17 protein-coding genes and 1 tRNA gene are annotated in these 19622 nt (G+C 58.6%); 14 read left to right on the forward strand and 4 right to left on the reverse strand.

The annotated features are described in order from the left end of the window. Positions 1-278 precede the first annotated feature (278 nt). Together ACTO3O_RS08905 and ACTO3O_RS08910 are read left to right on the forward strand one after the other, a co-directional pair. Positions 279-959, forward strand: a complete 681-nt coding sequence (locus ACTO3O_RS08905; RefSeq protein ID WP_294592771.1) for an ABC transporter ATP-binding protein — start codon at positions 279-281, stop codon at positions 957-959. A gap of 114 nt (positions 960-1073) precedes the next feature. Continuing rightward, a complete protein-coding gene (locus ACTO3O_RS08910; RefSeq protein ID WP_297831684.1) occupies positions 1074-2075 on the forward strand; it encodes a cation diffusion facilitator family transporter in 1002 nt (333 codons plus the stop codon). A gap of 16 nt (positions 2076-2091) precedes the next feature. Here ACTO3O_RS08910 and ACTO3O_RS08915 read toward each other — a convergent pair whose 3' ends face one another. Next, the gene (locus ACTO3O_RS08915) at positions 2092-4914 is read right to left on the reverse strand and encodes an NPCBM/NEW2 domain-containing protein (RefSeq protein WP_297831680.1); all 2823 of its coding nucleotides are present in this window, start codon (positions 4912-4914) and stop codon (positions 2092-2094) included. A gap of 160 nt (positions 4915-5074) precedes the next feature. Between ACTO3O_RS08915 and ACTO3O_RS08920 the strand changes: the two genes are divergently transcribed. The 5 genes from ACTO3O_RS08920 (at position 5075) to cmk (ending at position 10027) form a co-directional block, all read left to right on the forward strand. Further along, positions 5075-6583, forward strand: a complete 1509-nt coding sequence (locus ACTO3O_RS08920; protein WP_297831677.1) for a TolC family protein — start codon at positions 5075-5077, stop codon at positions 6581-6583. A gap of 6 nt (positions 6584-6589) precedes the next feature. Next, entirely contained in the window at positions 6590-7699 is a 1110-nt protein-coding gene (locus ACTO3O_RS08925) for an efflux RND transporter periplasmic adaptor subunit (RefSeq protein WP_297831672.1), read from the forward strand. Between the two features lie 594 nt (positions 7700-8293). Beyond that, positions 8294-8557: a hypothetical protein gene (locus ACTO3O_RS08930; RefSeq protein WP_294594812.1), complete on the forward strand. Its 264-nt coding sequence runs from the start codon at positions 8294-8296 to the stop codon at positions 8555-8557. Between the two features lie 132 nt (positions 8558-8689). Continuing rightward, the gene (locus ACTO3O_RS08935) at positions 8690-9343 is read left to right on the forward strand and encodes a LysE family translocator (protein WP_294594811.1); all 654 of its coding nucleotides are present in this window, start codon (positions 8690-8692) and stop codon (positions 9341-9343) included. After that, the gene (gene cmk, locus ACTO3O_RS08940; RefSeq protein WP_482596710.1) at positions 9344-10027 is read left to right on the forward strand and encodes a (d)CMP kinase; all 684 of its coding nucleotides are present in this window, start codon (positions 9344-9346) and stop codon (positions 10025-10027) included. Between the two features lie 1351 nt (positions 10028-11378). Here cmk and ACTO3O_RS08945 read toward each other — a convergent pair. Beyond that, complete coding sequence (locus tag ACTO3O_RS08945) at positions 11379-11651, reverse strand: hypothetical protein (RefSeq protein WP_297831986.1); 273 nt, start codon at positions 11649-11651, stop codon at positions 11379-11381. 30 nt (positions 11652-11681) lie between these two features. Here ACTO3O_RS08945 and ACTO3O_RS08950 point away from each other — a divergent pair, with 30 nt between their 5' ends. The 6 genes from ACTO3O_RS08950 to ACTO3O_RS08975 all read left to right on the forward strand — a co-directional run bounded on the left by ACTO3O_RS08950 (position 11682) and on the right by ACTO3O_RS08975 (position 16853). Then, a complete protein-coding gene (locus ACTO3O_RS08950; protein ID WP_297831989.1) occupies positions 11682-12956 on the forward strand; it encodes a bifunctional folylpolyglutamate synthase/dihydrofolate synthase in 1275 nt (424 codons plus the stop codon). Between the two features lie 66 nt (positions 12957-13022). Continuing rightward, positions 13023-14519, forward strand: a complete 1497-nt coding sequence (locus ACTO3O_RS08955; protein ID WP_297831995.1) for a PSP1 domain-containing protein — start codon at positions 13023-13025, stop codon at positions 14517-14519. Positions 14520-14523: 4 nt separating this feature from the next. Then, positions 14524-15051, forward strand: coding sequence for a gliding motility lipoprotein GldH family protein (locus ACTO3O_RS08960; RefSeq protein ID WP_482596706.1), 528 nt, complete (start codon positions 14524-14526; stop codon positions 15049-15051). 30 nt (positions 15052-15081) lie between these two features. Further along, on the forward strand, positions 15082-15825 hold the full coding sequence (gene trmB / locus ACTO3O_RS08965; protein ID WP_297832001.1) for a tRNA (guanosine(46)-N7)-methyltransferase TrmB: 744 nt from the start codon (positions 15082-15084) through the stop codon (positions 15823-15825). Then, entirely contained in the window at positions 15822-16709 is an 888-nt protein-coding gene (locus ACTO3O_RS08970) for a 4-hydroxy-3-methylbut-2-enyl diphosphate reductase (RefSeq protein WP_297832004.1), read from the forward strand. Before trmB ends, ACTO3O_RS08970 begins: the two co-directional genes overlap by 4 nt. A 73-nt stretch (positions 16710-16782) precedes the next feature. Continuing rightward, a tRNA-Cys gene (locus ACTO3O_RS08975) sits at positions 16783-16853 on the forward strand. A gap of 109 nt (positions 16854-16962) precedes the next feature. Here ACTO3O_RS08975 and ACTO3O_RS08980 read toward each other — a convergent pair. After that, on the reverse strand, positions 16963-17445 hold the full coding sequence (locus ACTO3O_RS08980) for a DUF8453 domain-containing protein (RefSeq protein ID WP_297832007.1): 483 nt from the start codon (positions 17443-17445) through the stop codon (positions 16963-16965). An 830-nt stretch (positions 17446-18275) separates the two neighbouring features. On the opposite strand from ACTO3O_RS08980, the gene ACTO3O_RS08985 reads away from it, so the two are divergent. After that, entirely contained in the window at positions 18276-18830 is a 555-nt protein-coding gene (locus ACTO3O_RS08985) for a DUF6680 family protein (RefSeq protein WP_297832014.1), read from the forward strand. On the opposite strand, the gene ACTO3O_RS08990 is transcribed toward ACTO3O_RS08985, so the two are convergent. Next, positions 18825-19622: tyrosine-type recombinase/integrase (locus ACTO3O_RS08990; RefSeq protein WP_482596708.1), on the reverse strand; the 798-nt coding region annotated here is incomplete at its 5' end. The genes ACTO3O_RS08985 and ACTO3O_RS08990 overlap by 6 nt on opposite strands.

Genomic DNA, 19622 nt, shown 5'->3' on the forward strand with positions numbered 1-19622 from the left:
GTGACGATCCAGAGCTGGCGGGCGGCGACGGCGAATCCGGTGGAGGCGTTCAAGACGGAGTAGGGATTTGCGACAGGCGGTGCGGTGTCTAAAAAATAGACACCGACTGTCTAATTTTTAGACAAAAAAGCCTGGAGGCTGAATTTGCAAAATGCTGTGAACCAGAAAATTATTAACTTTGGCATGATTTCGGCATAAAACAGGATGTCGCTAACCAATCAAACCAAACGACAAAACATTAAACAATCATGGAAAATACCATTCAAATCACCGATCCGATGCTCCGCATCACAGACCTGAGCAAATATTTCCGCACGGAAGAGGTCGAAACCATTGCGCTGAACCATGTTTCGATGGAGGTCGCGCCGGGCGAGTTCGTGGCGATCATGGGGCCGTCGGGGTGCGGTAAATCGACGCTGCTGAATATCCTCGGCCTGCTTGACAATCCTTCGGACGGAACCTACTATCTGCTGGACAAGGAGGTCGGGTCGCTCAAGGAGAAGGAACGGACGCTGTACCGCAAGGGAAACATCGGGTTCGTGTTCCAGAGCTTCAACCTGATTGACGAACTCAATGTGTTCGAAAATGTCGAACTGCCGCTGATCTACCTGCGGATCCCGGCCAAGAAACGGAAGGAGATGGTGAACGACATCCTGAACCGGATGAACATCAGCCACCGGGCGGGGCACTTCCCGCAGCAGCTCTCGGGGGGGCAGCAGCAGCGTGTGGCGATCGCCCGGGCGGTGGTGGCGCAGCCGAAGCTGATTCTGGCCGACGAACCGACCGGTAACCTCGATACCAAGAACGGGCAGGAGGTGATGACGCTCCTCTCGGAACTGAACCGCGAGGGGACGACGATCATCATGGTGACCCACTCGCAGCGCGACTCGACTTATGCCCACCGGATCATCAACCTGTTGGACGGCCAGATCGTGGACAGCGTCAAGAACGAGCTGTAGGGATTAGTCCGCTCTATCTTTTCTTCATAAAAAACGGCAGGTCTGCCGCTTCCGTTCGTCTCGCTACCGGCGAGGCGGGGAGGCGGCGGGCCTTTTTTCGTATATTTGTCCGTTATGAAGACAGTGGATCGTGTAAAACAACGGGTACAGGCCGGAATGGTGGCCGTGTCGGTGGTGCTGATGGTCGGCAAGTTCGTCGCCTTTTTCATGACGGATTCGGTGGGGATTCTGACGGATGCGCTGGAGAGTATCGTGAATGTGACGGCCGGGTTCATCACGCTGTACAGCCTGCATCTGGCGGCCAAACCGAAGGATGCGGGGCATCCTTTCGGACACGGGAAGGTGGAGCTGATTTCGGCGTCGATCGAAGGGCTGATGATTCTGTTGGCCGGGGCCTGGATCGGCGTCGAAGGGGTGAAGCGGCTCTTCGAACCCCGGATGCCGGGGAGGCTGGATATCGGGATCGCGGTGGTGGCGGCGGCCGGGGCGGTGAACTATATCGCCGGGTGGTGGAGCATCCGGATGGGGCGGCGGTACGACTCGATCGCGCTGGTGGCGGGCGGAAAGCATTTGCAGACGGATACCTGGTCGACGGTCGGGCTGGTGGCGGGGCTGTTGTTGCTCTATTTCACCCGCATTCCGTGGATCGACGGCGCGTTGGCGGTGCTCTTCGGCGTGCTGATCGGCGTGGCCGGCGGCCGGATTCTGCACAAGACGATCGGGGGGCTGATGGACAAGGCGGATCGGGAGGTGCTGGAGCAGATCGTCCGCGGGGTGGCGGCGCGAAGGAGGCCGGAGTGGATCGATGTGCACAACCTCAAGGCTATTCGGTACGGCAGTTTCCTCTATGTCGATTGCGACCTGACGCTGCCGTGGTATTTCAATGTCGCGCAGGGGCACGATGCGTGCGAGGAGCTGAAGGACGCGCTCTATGCGGTGTTCGACGGGCGGGTGCTGGTCTCGACGCATTCGGATTCGTGCGAGGAGCGCCACTGTGCGCATTGCGAGGTGGCGGATTGTCCCTACCGGCGGGAGCCGTTCGAGGCGCCCCAGCCGCTGACCCTCGGCGAGATGACCAAAAACGACGAGACGAGGCACGCCGAGGGCGAGGAGTGAGAGGGGCGGTCGGACGCTATTCGATGGTATACCATGTGTAGCCCCGGGCGGGAATAGTAACGTGCAGGGTCGCCCGGTACTCCCGGTCGAGGCGGTAGCTTTTCGCCGGGCCTTCCGCTTCGCGGATGCGGGCCCGCGAGGTCAGGCCGGTGTAGTAGAGCGGCAGCCGGATGGTGCGGGTGATCGCCCGGTCGGTCGGGTTGAAGAACATGGCCAGACCTTTGACGGGGCCGCTCGGGTCGACGTGCAGCAGGCCGTCCCACTCCCGGGCGTCGGGACGCCGCAGGTGGATGATGTCGCTGTTGAGGATCCGGCGGTAGCGTTTGTACCAGTCGATCACCTCGGTGACGGCCTCTTTGGTCGCGGGGGTGTCGTAGAGCCGCGGCCCGCGGTAGCAGGCCTGAACGCCGGCGCCGTAGTTCTGCATCATGTGGGTCTTGTACTCGTACAGGTGGTCGCTGAGCGGCTCCAGCGTGGCGGCGGCGCCTCCGCCCTGGTATTCGACGAGGGGCACGAAGCTCCAGCAGGCCGAGGCCGGACGATCCCACGTGCAGTCGTAGTTCAGCTGCCGGGCGTGGATGATTTGCCGGTCGCGCGGCAGCGACCAGTTGGTCTCGCGATAGCCGATGCCGGTCTTGGTCGAGCCGTTCAGGAAGTAGAAGTCGGGCACGTTGATGTAGATGCCCTGTCGGCACATCCAGTGGTAGAGGTCGGTCACGGTGCGGAACTGGTTCCACTGCGAGTCGTCGAGCCCGTTGTGATAGGCGTGGGCGGTCGAGGCGCAGACGTCGCCCGGGTAGGAGCCGTCGTGTTCGAAACAGCGCATCCCGGTCTTTTCGAAAAAGGTGCGGATTTTCGCGAAATAGTCATGCCCCCACTGGCTGGAGAGGCAGGGCGAGCTGCCGAATTTCGCGCCGCCCCGCCGGCCGGTCGCCGGGTTGATGACGTCTACGCTGTCGCTGATCCAGCGGCTGGCCAGCAGGGAGTAGCAGCCCATCTCGATGCCCCGTTCGGCGGCATAGTCGACCAGCGTTTTCCACTTTTCGATATTTTGTGCCGAGGTGTCTTCGGCGTTCAGCCCCGAGCCGAAGCTGATGATGATCATCTCGTAGCCGGTCGAGTCGCACTGGTCGACGGCCTGCCGGATAACGGTCGGGTCGGACGAGGTGAGGTGCATGAAGATCGGATTCTGGGTCACCCACGGGGTCAGGGTGCGGTACATGCGGCGTTTGAAGAGTCCTTTGCGTTCGCGGTCGTCGCTGTCGAACGGCATCTCGTAGACGGCGAACGACCGGAAGGTCTCGCCGGGCAGGATGGTCTGGGCGGGCCCCAACGGCGGGGCGACCTCCAGTATGCAGGGGGTCTGGAGGTTATAGTTCCGCTGCGAGGTGTAGCGAGGGTCTTCGACCCACCGCTCCGTGATGTCGGTCTGGGGCTCGAAAAACTCGCCGCCGCAGGCGTAGTCGCTCTCGATGTGGATGTTGGGCAGCCGGAATTTCGTCGGATCGCCTCCGCCGGGCGATTCGGGTTCGGCGAAGGCCAGTTGTTCCAGCCGGAAACGGTCGACGGTCACGGGGGAGGAGGCGCCGTTGTGCAGGGTGAACCGTTTGCGCAGCACGGGCACCCGGTCGTACAGGGTATAGGCGATGTGGACGGTCGTGGCCTCCAGTTCGTCCGGGCCGCGCAGGGTGAAGGTCAGGGTGGCGCCGGTCGGGTCGTCGGTGTTCAATGCCCAGCGGTTCCGGTTCCAGGGCAGCGTCTCTGCGTCCGGGGTGAATTCGAAGGCTTCGAGGGTGAAGGAGCCCGGAACGGAGGTCAGCCGGTCTAACCATTTCGGGTCTAAGTAGCCGCGTTCGGGCTGGCCGTCCAGACCGCCGAGGGGATATTCGCGACCGTCGAGGGTGAGGGTGCCTTCGCCGCTCACGGCGCGGATCAGGCTCTCGCCGGTCATCCGGTTGACGATGTCGGTGGTCGCCAGGTTCGGCACGATCCGAAAGACACGGGCGACGAGGTCGTTGGCGAGGATGAGCCCTTTCCGGTCGGGGGTGGCGTAAAGCCGGGCGCGAGAGGCCGACGGGTCGAGCAGCCAGTCGTAGGAGGCGGGGGTGTAGAGCGCTTCCGGGGCGAGGACGGGCAGCCGGTCGAGCTGGCGCAGCAGCTGCTCCTGTGAGGCGGTCAGCGTGTTCGGGAGGTCGTCTGTCGAGTCTGCGGCGATGGCTTCGGGGCACAGGTCGCCGTCGTAGTCGATCTGCGGCGCGATCCACAGGGCGTGGTCGCCGCTGGGGCCGTCGTCGGTCGGTTCGGCGGCTAGCTCCAGCCGGGAGATGCCGGTCAGGTCGAGTTCGATGCTTTTCGGTGCATCGCCTGCGTGCAGGATGCCGCTGTCATAAAGGTCGCAGCCGTCGCCCCGCACGACGAACCGCACGGAGCCGGGGCCCACTGTCCCGTCGGGTCGGGCGAGGCCGACGAATTGCCGGGTGTCTCCGTCCGTCGCATACCACAGTCTGGAGCCGTCCGTCAGGGCGATGGGGCTCAGGCCGGAGGGGGCGGCGTAGTCGATGTCGTTGTCGGCGATGCCGACCCGGGCTCGGAACGAACGGGCGGTTCGGTGGAGGTCGAGCCGCAGTACCGACGGGGCGTGGGTGCCGATGACGTCGGTGAAAGCTTCGCCGCCGACGGTGGCCGGACGGCCGGTGACGGAGCGGCCGAGCTGTGCGGTGCCGTAGCTCTGGAGTACGGACTCGGGATTCAGCTCGGCGAGGCGGAGGGTATGGCGGGCGGAGAGCGACGGGCTGCACAGAAGCAGCAGTCCGGCTGCGAGGATGCGGAGGGTGTTCATAAAAAGGTGGTTTGGGTTTAGGTCGATGGCAAAAATAGGCGGTTTTTCGAATCGGACATCCGGGGCGGGCGAAATCTTGGGGCAGGGAAACCGATTTATTCGGCGATTCGATTTGTCCGACCGGCGGAAAATAACGATATTTGTCCTACATACGATCGGAATGGGAAATCGGATAAGCATCTGTCTCTGGAGTTGTCTTTTGTCGCTCGGGGCGGCCGTCGGGCCGGCGCTGGGGCGGGAGACGGAGGCGGTGCGTCTGTCGCTCGGGGAGGCGATCGAGCGGGCGCAGGCTTGCTCGATCGATGCCATGATGGCCAAGCATACCTACCTGAGCCAGTACTGGCAGTATCGCTCCTACCGGGCGCAGATGCTGCCTTCGCTCTCTTTGAGCGGGACGATTCCCAATTTCGACAAGTCGTACACTTCGCTCCAGAATGCGGTGACGGGGGGGTATAATTACGTGGATAATTATGCGATGCGCAACTCGCTGGGGCTCTATCTCCAACAGAATATCGCGGCCACGGGCGGGAATATCCAGCTCTACACGGGGCTTGACCGGCTCGACCAGTTCGCGCCGGAGCGGGAGGTGACCTGGAATTCGGCGCCGGTGAGCCTGATTCTCAACCAGCCGATCGGCGGCTTCAATCAGCTCAGGTGGGACAAGCGGATCGAACCGGTCAGGTACGAAAAGGCGAAGTATGAATATCTGGAGTCGATGGAGGCGATTACGGCCCAAGCGGTGACGCTGTTTTTCGACCTCCTCGTGGCGCAGCAGAACCTCGATATCGCCCGGAAAAATCGGGACAATACGGATACGCTCTACAAAATATCGCAGGAGCGGTTCCGGATCGGCTCCATCTCGAAAAACGACCTCATGCAGCTCGAATTGAGGCTGCTGAACGAGGGGATGTCGATCAATACCAATAAATTGCAGCTGGATTTGGCGGCGGCGCGGTTCAAGTCCTATTTGCGGCTCGACGAGGGGGACTCGGTGGCGCTCGATATTCCGGGAAGTGTCCCGGGGGTGGAGATTCCGATCGAGGAGGCGTATCGGCTGGCCTTTACCAATACGTCGTTCGAGTACCGGAACCGGATCAGTCAGCTCGAAGCGGAGATGAGCGTGGCGCAGGCGAAGGCGAATCGCAGACCGCAGGCGACGGTCTATGCGCGGTTCGGGCTCAATCAGGTGGCGGAGACGATCGGGGGGGCGTATCGCAATCCGCTGGATCAGGAGACGGTGAGGATGGGGATCACGGTGCCGATCTTCGACGGCGGGGTGGCGCGCGGAAAGGTGCGGATGGCGCTCTTCAGGCAGGAGGTGACGGAGGCGGAGATCGACAAGGAACGGATCGATCGGAAGCAGGATATCTACCTGAAGGTGATGCAGTTCAATAACCAGAATGCGCAGTGTGCGATTTCGGCTCGGGCGGATTCGGTGGCGGCGGAGCGGTATGCGCTCTCGCTGCGTCAGTTCGCGGCGGGGAAGATCAGTGTGCTGGACTTCAATACGGCCCAGAGCGAACGCAATACGGCGCACACGAGTTATCTCGCGGAGTTGCAGAACTACTGGAACTACTACTATGCGATACAGCGCTATACGCTGTTCGATTTCATGCACGGGCGCAATATCGCGGCGTGTTTCGATGTCGTTTCGCTGGAAAAACAATAGTCGGTCATGGGAACGAACTTATTTCGGCATATCTTCCGTTTGTTATTCGGGTGGGGCGGGGTTTGGCTGGTCTCCTGCGCGGGCGGGGCGACTTCGGAGGAGGCGGGGGATTCGGCTGTCCTGAAGAAGGCGCAGATGCAGATCGCCAATCCGGTGGATACGATCGTGTTGCGGCGCGGGACGTTCCGGTCGCAGCTCATCAGCAACGGAAAGCTGAGGGCGCAGCAGAAGAGCGACCTGAGGTTTGCGGCGTCGGGGACGGTGACGTGGCTGGCGGGCGGAAACGGGACGGCGGTGAGGGCGGGGGCGCAGATTGCGCGGATCGATGACCGCGAGGCGCAGATCCGGTTGGAACAGGCCCGGCAGGCGATGCACAAGGCGGATCTCGACTTGCAGGATGCGTTGCTGGGGTTCGGGTACGATGTGGCGGATACGGCGAGGGTGCCGGACGAGACGATGCGGATCGCCCGGTTGAGGTCGGGATACGATGCGGCGGTGACGGGATTGCGGAGTGCGCGGTTGGCGGCGGATAATTGTGTGCTCACGGCGCCGTTCGGGGGGCGGATTGCGAACCTGAAAACGAAATTGCACGAGAATCCGAAGGGGGACTTTTTCTGTTCGGTCATCAACGACGGTTCGTTCGACGTGGAGTTCAATATCCTCGAAAGCGAGCTCTCGAGTGTCCGGCCGGGGCAGGAGGTGCGGGTGGCGACGTTCGTCGAACCGACGAAACGTTATGCGGGGCGGGTGGTGCAGGTCAATCCGACGGTGGATGAAAAGGGGCAGATTACGGTGACGGCGAATATCCCGAATCCGGGGACGCTGATCGACGGGATGAATGTGAAGGTCTTTGTCGAGAGCTCGGTGGGGGACAAACTGGTGGTGCCGAAGAGTGCGGTGTTGGTGCGGGACGACCGGGAGGTGCTTTTCCGTTACGATCGGGAGACGGGGCGGGCGATGTGGACGTATGTGCTGATCGAGATGTCGAACAGCGATTCGCATGCGGTGGTGCCGAATACGGATCGGGGAGCGGAGCTGAATGTGGGGGATGCGGTGATCGTTTCGGGGAATCTCAACCTGGCGGACGGCTCTGCGGTGGAGATCAAACGGCGGTGAGTCAGTGCGCGGACAGAGATTTGTGCCGTCGGCAGCATGAGGATGCGTCAGCATCCGTCTAAAGTTTCTTTGGTTCTTTCTGTTCACAGAAAGAACAGTACCAGGCGGGACAAAGCTCAATCGCGCCCCGCCTTAAGAGTTGCATCGCCCAGGCGCGCGAACAAAGAGTGGTGCGTAAAACTCCGTCGCCCGCCCGCCTAAAAAGGGATTTCACTCGTTTTGCGTTAGCAAAATCGAGGTGAAATCCCAGCGGGCGACGGGAAAAAGCGGCGGAGCGACAGCGGAGCCGCAGTGAGGTCGACACGGGGCGGCGCTTTGGGCCGAGCTTCTGCGGCTCGCAGAGCCGCGCGGGCCGAAGCCTCTGACCGCGGAGGCCCGCAACTCGCGATGCTCGTTTTAGGCCCCGCAGGTTTCAACCCGCTAAGGCAATTGGACTTTCTTAGGCTTGGTTGCGTCTCGTTGCGCTACCGCTGGCGGCAAACAGCTGGAGGTCAAGAGCGATTAGCGCGATTCCGTTCGGAATCGCCGTCCTCGGCAAGAGCGACGCATTAGCGGCGCGAGGGGGGCGCGCCGAGGACGAACTTGAAAGAATGGATGAACTTTGAGTGGTGGGTTGGGCTGTGCTTTGGGTTGATCTTCTGCGGCTCGCAGAGTTCCGTCCCCGCCCCGGGCTACCGCTACTACACCTCGGGCGTGCTGGGCGGCATCGGCCATTACGGTTACAGCTGGTCGTCTACAACCAACCGCACGGTTAGCGGTATCTACGGGCGATTCTTGTGGTTCAATTCGCAGGGCCTCGATCCCAGCGATGCGAACGACCGTGCCACGGGTCGTCAGTTGCGTTGCCTCTCGGAATAAACGGAGAGGAGCAGTTGCTCGACCGAGCGGAAAAGACGGAACTCCGCCTGGCGGCGTTCGGAAGTTAAAGCGGCAGAAATTGGCAGGAGGAGATAGGGGCAGGGAAAGCCCCGATCACCAGAGTAAGTAAATATGAATTCGTTATTGTTGCCGTTACAAGGGTTGTTAGTCGGTTTCCTGGCCTCGGTGCCATTGGGGCCGATCGGCGTTATCTGTATCCAACGGACTTTGAACGGTACACACCGCAGCGGCTTCTTCTCCGGACTCGGGGCGGCGACGGCTGACACGTTGTTCGCCACGCTCGCCGTCTTTTCCCTATCGTTCATGACCGATTTTATGAACGCCCACAAGCATTGGTTTACGGCGATCGGGGGGATTCTGATTATCGTGGTCGGCTTTTCGATCTTTTACAAACGGGTCAGGAGGGCCAGCCAGCGCAGGCAGACCCGGAGCAGCTTGCTGAGCGACTACCTCTCGATCTTTTTTCTGACGTTGACCAATCCGGCTTATATTCTGGTCTTCATTACTCTGTTCGCCGCGCTGGGGATTAGCAGCGAGGGGGGGCAGACGGGCGGAAATCTCTCGCTGATTTTCGGCGTGCTGGTGGGGGCGGCGTGCTGGTGGTTTCTGCTGACCTATGCGGTGAACAAACTGCGGAGGAGGTTCAGGCTCAGGCACCTTTGGTGGATCAACAAAATTACGGGAGCGGTGATTATCCTTTTCGGGGTCTTGCTGGTATTGAGTCTGGTGGTGGATTTGGGGCCGGTGGAGCGGATCTTAGCTTAAATTCCGACAATGAAAAAAAAGATTATTATTGCCATAGACGGTTATTCGTCCTGCGGGAAAAGTACTTTTGCCAAAGCGGTGGCGGCGAAATTGGGCTATATCTTTATCGACACGGGGGCGATGTATCGGGCTGTGACGCTGTTCGCCATGCGGAACGGTTTGACGGACGATCCGGAGGCGCTGGCGGAGAGGCTGCCGGAGGTGCGGATCGATTTCCGGTTCGATCTGAAGACGGGGCGCAGCGATGTCTATTTGAACGACGAGAATGTCGAAACGGAAATCCGTCGTATCGATGTGAGCAATCGGGTGAGTGGGGTGAGCAGCATTCCGGCGGTGCGGGCCAAGCTGGTGGCGATGCAGCAGGAGATGGGGCGGCGCAAAGGGGTGGTGATGGATGGGCGGGATATCGGGACGATGGTCTTTCCGGAGGCGGAGTTGAAGATTTTCATGACGGCGGATCCGCGCGTACGGGCGGAGCGGCGTTATAAGGAGTTGATTGCAAAGGGGGAAGAGGTGTCGTTGGCTGAAATCGAACGGAATATCCGCGAACGGGATCATCAGGATGAGACGCGGGCGGTGAGTCCGTTGCGTCGGGCGGCGGATGCGGTGGTGCTGGATAATAGCGGGATGACGGTAGAGGAACAGATGCGGTGGATCGACTTGCGTTTGGCCGAGTTGGAGTAAGGCTCGTTGTGGTGGGGAGGGGTGTGAGGTCGAGGGTAGTTTCAGCCGGGGCGGCGGACGGCGATTGGGCCGAACAGATTAAGCGATACGTAGTATCGCTCCGTCCCGCCGGTGCGCCCATCGGTCGTTTTGTTAGGGTTGTCTTTGCCTTATTAGCCGGCCGCCACCCGCGAAGGGCAGTTTCAGGCGAGGCAAAGCTCGACCGCGCGCGATCGCTGAAGTAGGAAATCATTCAAACGCGTGATTCGCGTTTGAATAAGATTTCCGCCAGCGCGCGGACAGAGAATTGGGGTAGAGGCTGCCCATTCCGAGTGCCAGAAGGCACCGCCCGCCCGGCGTAAGGGCAGTACCCTCCCGTAGGACAGACGCGCGCCACGCCTAAAGAGGGAAATCGTCAAAATGCGCTGGCGCGTTTTGACAGGATTTCCCAAGGCGCGCGAAAAAAGAGTGGTGCGCAAAAACTCCGTCGCCCGCCTGCTTGAACGGGCATATTCTGCCGGTTGGCACTCGGCCAATCCGGCAAGAATTGCCGCGGGCGACGGCAAACGCGGCGGAGCGACAGCGGAGCCGCAGTGAGGCGGACACGGGGTAGTGCTTTGGGCCGTGCCTGCTTTTCGGGCACGAAAACCGTAATCGGTTTTCGTGCCGCGCTGGGCCGAGCATGGGGCTGAGATTTGGGCAGTGGATTGGGCTGAGCTGTTGGCCGGGCTTTGGGCCGAGCTCTTGCGGCTCTTTGAGCCGCGCAGTTCGCCGCCACCCCACGCGGCGGACTGCAACTCGACGGAGCTCGTTGCTGCTCTCCGCTGGCGGCGAACTGCTGTAGGTCAAGAGCGAATAGCGCGATTCCGTGAGGAATCGCCGTTCTCGGCGAGAGCGACGCTTTAGCGGCGCGTGGGGGGCGCGCCGAGGACGAACTTCCGAGAATGGGGCGGTGAATGGGTGCGGTGCTTCCGCGACTCGCAGAGGCGCTAGTCTTGTCGCCCAAGCCGCGTAGCGGCTTCGGGGGATGGGCGACAGGCCGAACCCGACAGCTTTGGGCGGGAATAGGTTGTTGCTTTTGCGACCCTTTGGGTCGCTCGGGCCGGACGCCTCCCCACGGGAGGCCCGCAACCCGCCGCTTACGCGTCGAGAGTTGCCGTTCCTCCCGGGCGCCCGACCCACTTTAGTTGAGAGTGAATATTAAGGGTCGGAGCCAGCGTGGCCGGAAACGAGCTCTGCGACGTTGCAGGCCTACGCCGGGGGAGGCTCCGGCCCGGGCGGTTCTGCGAACCGCAGGATTCAACTCAAAAGTAGGATAGAGGCTGTCTAATATTGGGGTAGAGGCTGGTAGTAAAACGCCCTGTGGGCGCGTTTATTCCGAGAGGCAACGCAACAGAAGACCGTGGGCACGATAGTACGTGCCTCTGGAATTGAGATTCTGCATGTAGAAAGCCAGAAATATGCCGTTAGCCCCACTCGCCGAAATCGACCAGAGAGACCCCTCGAGCCCATTGCCGCCCAGCACGCCCGAGCCCGAACTGCGGTAGCCCGGGGCGGGTCGCTCGATGCTCAAAAACCGACCGTCTCTACCCCAGACGACCGGCCCCGTCTGCCTCCGGCGACCCCCTGCTCGAATGAATCGCATAACCAGATTTTCTGTTCTCTTAGAAATTCCATGAATTACGACGAAAGCATAGCCTATCTGTATGCCGCAGCTCCGATGTTCCAGGGCGTTGGCAGCCGCGCCTATAAAGAGGGACTCGAAACCACGGAAGCCCTCAATGAACTGCTCGGGAAACCTTACCTGGCTTACCCCGCTGTGCACGTGGCCGGAACCAACGGCAAAGGATCTGTCTCGCAGATGCTCGCCGCCGTGCTGCGGGAGGCGGGATATAAAGTCGGACTCTACACCTCGCCCCACCTGAGGGACTTCCGGGAACGGATGCAGGTGGACGGGCGGATGATCTCCGAACAGGAGGTCGTCGAGTTCGTCGAACGGCTGAAACCCCATGTCGAACGGCTGAAACCCTCGTTTTTCGAGATTACCACCGCCATGGCCTTCGACTTTTTCCGCCGCCAAGCGGTGGATATCGCCGTCGTCGAGGTCGGGATGGGCGGGCGGCTTGACTGCACCAATGTCATTACTCCGCTCGTGAGCGTCATCACCAATATCAGCTTCGACCACCGGCAGTTCCTGGGCGAGACGCTGCCCGAGATTGCCGGCGAGAAAGCGGGGATTATCAAACCCGGCGTGCCGGTCGTCGTGGGCGAGTTTCAGCCGGAGACCGCGCCGACCTTCATCGCAAAAGCCCGGGAGACCGGCTCGCCCATTCTTTTTGCCGACCAGCGGTATCGCTGCGACGGGCACGACGGGCGGATGTTCGAGGTCGAGAATCGGGGGGACGGCTACCGGTTTACCGTACAGCTCGGGATGGAGGGAGACTATCAGCAGCGGAACCTCTGCACCGCGCTGGCGGCGTTGGATATCCTGACCGAACGGCTGCCGAGGCCGCTCACGACGAACGAAGTGCGGCGGGGGCTCGCCGAGGCGCGGGTGCCGGGGCGGTGGCAGCGGATCGATACGGGAGAGGATCCGTGTCCCATCGTTTGCGATACGGGGCATAACGAGGCGGGGCTGGCCTTTGTGGCGGGGCAGCTGGAAAAGCAGGTCTATAAAAAACTCTATTTCGTGCTCGGCGTCGTGGCGGACAAGGAGTTGGATCACATTCTGCCGCTGTTGCCGCGGGAGGCGCACTATCTCTTCACACAGGCTGCGCTGTCGCGGGCGCTGGCGGCGGAACGGCTGGCGGAAGTCTGTCGTGCGGCGGGGTTACGGGGCGAAACGGTCGCTTCCGTCCCTCGGGCGCTCGACCGGGCCCGGGCGCTCGCCGGACCGGAAGACCTCGTCTTCGTCGGGGGCAGCACCTTCACGGTTGCAGAAGTGCTGTAATAGTCATACCTTTGTACATTCAGGCTCCGACCGTTTTGTCGCCGGGGCATTCAATACGCGAAGAGGATGACTTGTCAGAAAAATATTACTCGGGGATGCTGCTTTTCGACCGACGCCAACGGCGAACCGACGGCGCAAAACTGTCCGGGGGCGCATAAACTCGAAGTCTTCGACTGGATGGCCGATCTGCCTGATCCGCTGGCTGAGAACGCCATCTACGAGGTGCAGTTCAAAAACACCCGGAAAGGATACTACTGGAACAATACGGGCATCTCGCTCAAGGTGGGCGACATCGTGGCCGTCGAGGCCAGCCCGGGACACGATATCGGGATCGTCACCCTGACGGGCGAACTGGTGACCCGGCAGATGAAGCGCACGGGTTTCAATCCGCAGGGGCTCGAATGCAAGAAAATCTATCGGAAGGCGAAACCTTACGACATCGAAAAGTGGCAGGAGGCGATCGGGCTGGAGCATCAGACGATGATCCGATCGCGGCAGATCGCGGCAGACCTGCACCTCAATATGAAGATCGGCGATGTGGAGTATCAGGGGGATAAGTTGAAGGCCATCTTCTATTACATTGCCGACGAACGGGTCGATTTCCGCGAACTGATCAAGGTGCTGGCCGACCAGTTCCGCGTTCGGGTCGAGATGCGCCAGATCGGCGCACGGCAGGAGGCGGGGCGGATCGGCGGAATTGCGCCGTGCGGACGCGAACTCTGCTGCTCGACCTGGATGAACAGCTTCTCGTCGGTCACGATCGGGGCGGCAAGGCATCAGGAGATCTCGCTCAACCCGCAGAAGCTGGCGGGACAGTGCGGCAAGCTCAAATGCTGTCTCAATTACGAATTGGATTCCTATATCGATGCGCGGCGGGCGTTTCCGCGGCTTAACGGGCCGCTGGAGGCGATGGACGGCAGCTATCATCTGGTCAAGAGCGATATCTTCAAAAAACTGATGTGGTTCAGCCCCGATCCGCACTCCACGGCGGTGATGATTCCGCTGACCACGGAACGGGTGCGGCAGATTGTGGCGATGAACCGTCGGGGCGAGAAGGTGGACAAACTGGAGGATGCGGCGTTGCTCGCGGCGCAGCATAGCGCGCCGGCAGAGCCGGAGATCAAGAATGTGGTGGGCGAGGAGAGCATCACGCGGTTCGACCACGCTCGGAGCGGAGGTCGGAAGCGGGGCGGACAGGGACGGAACCGGGGGAATGGCAATCGCGATAACCGCGAGAACAACCGCGACCGGGGCAATAATCAGCGGGGAGACCGGACGGAAAAGGCAGAAAAATCGGAGAAATCGGGCGGCGGGCGGCCTACGGCAAGACCGGAAATGGCAGCGCGGGCCGAAGCGGACGGACGGGCGGAGGCACGACCGACGGCGAGGCCGGAACTGTTGGCCAAGGCGAATGGCGAGCAAGGCGGAGCTGGAAACGGAGGGGGGAATGGCGGTAATAACGGCGGCCGGGGAGGAAACAACTATCGGAACCGCAGTCCGCGGCGGAGGCCGGGCAATCGCTCGCAGGGCGGAGGAACGAACAACGGCGGGCAGGGGGCTTGACGGCATGGGGCGGAGGATCGGATACGGATGCGTGTTCTTCGGCCTCGTGTGGGCCTCTCTCCTGGTGGGGTGCAGCGGGGGGAAGTATATGGAGATGTACGACTTGCCGCGCGAGGGGTGGGGACGGGAGGAGGCGGTCGTCTTCTATTTCGAGCCCGACTCGGCGGCGGGGGCGAGGGGGGGGCAGTGGATCGATATCTCGATCCGGTATGACGACGACTATCCGTATGCCGCTTTGCCGCTGGTGATCAAGGCGGTGACGTCCGACAAACGTTTTTGGGCCGACACGGTCGAATTCGCACTGAGGAGGCCGGCGGCAGACGGAGAGCCGGGCGAAGGGGCGTATCGCAGGGCCGGAAGGCACTATTCCAATCACAACGATATCACGCGTCGTTATCGCAGCGGCGTCCGGTTCTCTCAGCGGGGAGAATATGCGCTGTCGGTGCGTCAGCTGACCGGGACGGAGCGGATCCGGGGGATTCGATCCATCGGGGTCGTCGTCAGCGGAGCGCGGCCGGTGCGGAGACGGTGACCGCTCTTTTTTGTGAACCTGTTTGCGAGCATGGGAAAAAATAAACTCAAAAAATTCAGCGAAAATCTCACCTTTCGCTGCCTGATCCAACCGCAATTCGAAGAGGTATTCCGTCGCGACCACCCGCTCAAGGGGAGGTGGCGGAGCGAGTTCTTCGGCAACGACCGCCCGATCGTGCTGGAGCTCGGATGCGGACGCGGCGAATATACTGTCGGGCTGGCTGAGGCCGATCCGGCGACGAACTACATCGGGGTCGATATCAAGGGGGCGCGGATGTGGCGCGGGGCCAAGACGGCTACGGAAAACCGGATGGCCAATGTGGCTTTTCTGCGTACGCGGATCGAATTCATCGACTCGTTCTTCGCGCCGGGCGAGGTGGATCAAATCTGGATCACCTTTCCCGATCCGCAGATGAACAAACGGAGGGTGGCCAAGCGGCTGACGGCGCCGGGATTTCTGGAACGCTATGCGCGTTTCCTGAAACCGGAAGGGACGATCCACCTGAAGACGGACTCGGGGCACCTGCACGAATACACGAAAGCGGTGCTGGCGGCCAATGGAATGGCGCCGACGGTCTGCTGCAACGATATTTACGGGCCGCAGGGGATTGCCGATGCGGCGCTGGCGATCAAGACGGCTTACGAGACGCGCTTTCTGGCGGAGGGGCTGCCGATCACCTATCTGCAATGGTCGCCGGGGGGGGGACGGGAGTTTGCGGTGCCGGATTTCCCGGCCGACGAGCTGCTGGTGGGGGAAAATACGCCGGTGCGATGAGAATTGAAATCGACGAACAATCGGGCTTCTGCTTCGGGGTCGTCAAGGCGATCTCGACGGCCGAGGAGTGGCTGCGGGCCAGAGAGGGGGCGGTGTGGTGTCTGGGCGATATCGTCCACAATCGGGTCGAGGTGGATCGCCTGGAGCAGTTGGGGCTGCAAACGGTCGGACACGACCGGTTGCCGGAGCTGGCCGGCCGGTGCGTGCTGATCCGGGCGCACGGCGAGCCGCCGGCGACGTATGCCGAGGCGCGGCGTTACGGAATCGAACTGGTGGATGCCACTTGTCCGGTGGTGGCGAAGTTGCAGGAGCGGGTGCGGCGGGCGTGGGAGGCGATGCGGCGGGTGGAGGGGCAGGTCGTGCTGTTCGGCAAGCCGGGGCACGCCGAGGTGGTGGGGCTGACGGGGCAGACGAACGAGGAGGCGATCGTCATCGAGTCGGAGGCCGATCTGGGACGGATCGATTTCAGCCGGCCGATCTGTCTGCTGTCGCAGACGACGCAGAGCTTGGCGCAGTTCAATGCCATTCGGGACGAGATTCTCCGGCGGGCGGAGCGGCCTGAGACGGTGGAGGTGCATGACACCATCTGTCGGCAGGTCTCGAACCGGAATCCGCACCTGCGCGAGTTTGCCGCCCGGTTCGATGCGGTGATCTTCGTGAGCGGCAGCAAGAGTTCGAACGGCAAGGCGCTCTACGAGGTGTGTCGGGGGGCGAATCCGCGGACGTACAAGGTGGAGGAGGCGACGGAGCTCCGGCGGGAGTGGTTCGAGGGGATCGCGTCGGTGGGGGTGTGCGGGGCGACGTCGACGCCGAAGTGGCTGATGCAGCGGGTGGCGGATGCCATCGCCGGTTTTTCGGCGGAGGGCGGTTCGTCAGAGCGGTGAAATGGGGGTGTTTGTCGATTCGCGTTTGCGGATTCGGGAAAAAACGCTATCTTTGCCCTGCAATTTACAATCGGGTCGGTTGGCCGAGCGGTTAGGCAGAGGTCTGCAAAACCTCGTACAGCAGTTCGAATCTGCTACCGACCTCAAGGAGAGCTTTTAATCGTTTGTTTTACAACGAATTAAAGGCTCTCTTCCTTTTACGGGGGCGCAAATAGGGGCGCGGAAGCCGAACTACATTTTTTGAGCCAATTGTTCAACTGTAGAATTTAACTTCTGTAAATAATGGGATTTGTCCTATAAATGTTTCAGGAGGACTACTGTAGTATTGGTCGGTAATTTCATTTAACGGAAGGGTATATTTATTCTTAATACGTTTACCGTCCATTCTTTTGTAAGATATCTCTAATCCGATATAATCGGATATATTCTCTTTCTTAATTCTTTCCCAACTTTCAATGTAATAGGTTACTTCATATTGAGGCGGAAACGAAGATACACCATGTTTGATAGCGCCACATTCAGATAAGGGCCACGATTCATTACCCAATATGTTATAATCTTTTGTTACTTTAAATTGAATATTTTTTTCATATCCTTCGCCAATATTCTTAATATGCAAGACCTCTACTATGTGACTGTCTGTAGATTGAAGATAAGCAACAATAAAGGGGGTTATTTTTTGTTTGCGAACCGCTCGACTCCAAACCACATCATCAGATTGATTACGGTATAACACACGGTGGATACAGCCAGTATTACACTTAGTATAAGTTCTGCATTCATTGTATATTTCGGTCTTTCAAGGCTAAATTTAATGTATTAAAGTTTTATATGCAACATTACCACGAGTGCGGTGATACGGCCTAATAATGCCGTTATTTAGGCTTGGCGGTCATTTCCCCTACAATCTTCCCTTGGGAGAGTTAGAATAGCCCCAAAAGACCTTTGATTGGGAGGTATTTTGCAAGTCTCAAGATGTTTCGCTCTATCTTCATCCGTTTCGTTTAGATTGAGAATTTCAGCATCTACAACGTAGTAGATCGTTTTTGCCGGAGAGAGGATAATTTTGCGGTATCCGATTATTGGGAGGTTGGATATAAGGTGTTTTATTGGGTATTTGTATTGTGTCTATTATTAGATTGTTGTATTTGATAATCAATGTTTTATTTATTTCTGTCCTTCCCCTCCGAGACGTCTATGATTCCGTCGCTGATTCTATCGCAAGAGGATAGCGAAGCTGTGATTAGCAAGCAGGTGAGAAATGCAAGTAGAACTTCTTTCATGGCGAGTTTTGCGATTATTCTTCATAGACAACCGATACGCAGATTTGTTTAGCAAAAAAAAGAAGCGGGTTGTCGTTCACTCCTTCGCAAGGTCTCGCCAGAAACCTAAAAATACGCGCAGACAAACAACCCACAATGCGAGTGTTCTCTGTGTCTTGTATATACCTTTGGTAAAATTGGCGATTTCAACGAATATAAGGCACTTCCATATGTCTCCCCTGAAAGGGTATACAAAGCTACGGAGAATGTTTGTATTTTTGTATCTATGTAATTTTGATTGCAAATGAATATAGAAAGCATGCAAATAATAATTGGCATAGGACAAATCTTGGCTGTTGCTGTAATTCCTATTATAGTATGGATATTAGGGATAAAATACCAAGACAGAAAGGCTAAGAAAGAAGCTCAGTTGCGCCTTTTTTTAACGTTAATGGCAGATCGAAAATCTAATCCAATAACAAAAGAATGGGTTGATGCTTTAAATACTATTGATGTAGTTTTTCAAGACGACAAGAAAGTTAGGCACGCTTGGAGAGAATATCTTGATAGTCTGAATGATAAATCGCCGCATTTTGAGAATAGTAATTCATTTCGACTTGATTTGCTTTCTGAAATGGCGTTGGCTCTTGGTTATAAGAATTTAAAACAAACAGAGATAGATCGTTTTTATTCTCCGAAATATTTTGGTTCACAAATGAGTCGTCAAGAAATATGGTTCCAGGAAAATTTACGAGTTTTAATGCATTCCAAAAATTACGCTGAAGGGTTTTCTGAGGAAGAATATAAAGACCATTATGACAATTTAATAAAGCGAGATGAAAGCGATAGTGTTTTATAGTTCTTCTTTTATCATTAGACGGAGTGAAGGTGGAGGTAATACCATTTTGAGATCGTGTAGATATCCACGCCGTCTATCACGAGCAGGGTGGCAAACGTGTGACGGAATCCGTGATAAGTGACGTGCTTGTCTATGCCGGCCAACTTCGTATGTTTCCTCAAGGTCTGATTGATGGTCGGTTCTGCTAAGATGTAAACACTTTATCCCGTTCTTGAACGCTTTCGTTCCGCACTTCTCCAAAAGCAAGGCCGATACCATCGGGAAAAGCGGGGTGGTGACTTCCGCTTTCGTTTTGATCATCACCTTGCGGATCAGGTTGTTCTGGAAATCTACATGCCGCCACTCCAAATCCATCACATCCGAGAACCGCAATCCGCAAAAGCACGAAAATTGGTACATCTTCAGAATCCGATACTCCTTGGAATCTGCGGGGAATCGATCGGTATAGCTTATCAATTGATGCAGTTCGTTCTTGTCGAGATAGACCTCCTTGATTTCTGAATTAGGCATTTTGAAGAACCGGTAGGGGTTCTCGACGGGGATGCCGTGCTTTTGAATATCCAGAATAACGGTTCGCAGATTTTTGTGCTTGGGGTTTCGTCCTCCCGACGAGTTTCCGTTCACTTCGCTCATATGGCGGTCGAACTGTTCAATCAGCGAGAGCGACACGTCGCAAATGCGAAATTCCGCCCGGAACTCTTTCATCACGTTGTACGTGGTCATATATACCCGGATCGTCTCCGGATTCAACCCCTCTTTGCGTTTGTGCTCTACGAATTCCAGATAGTATTC

It is taken from the genome of Rikenella sp. (assembly GCF_056799795.1).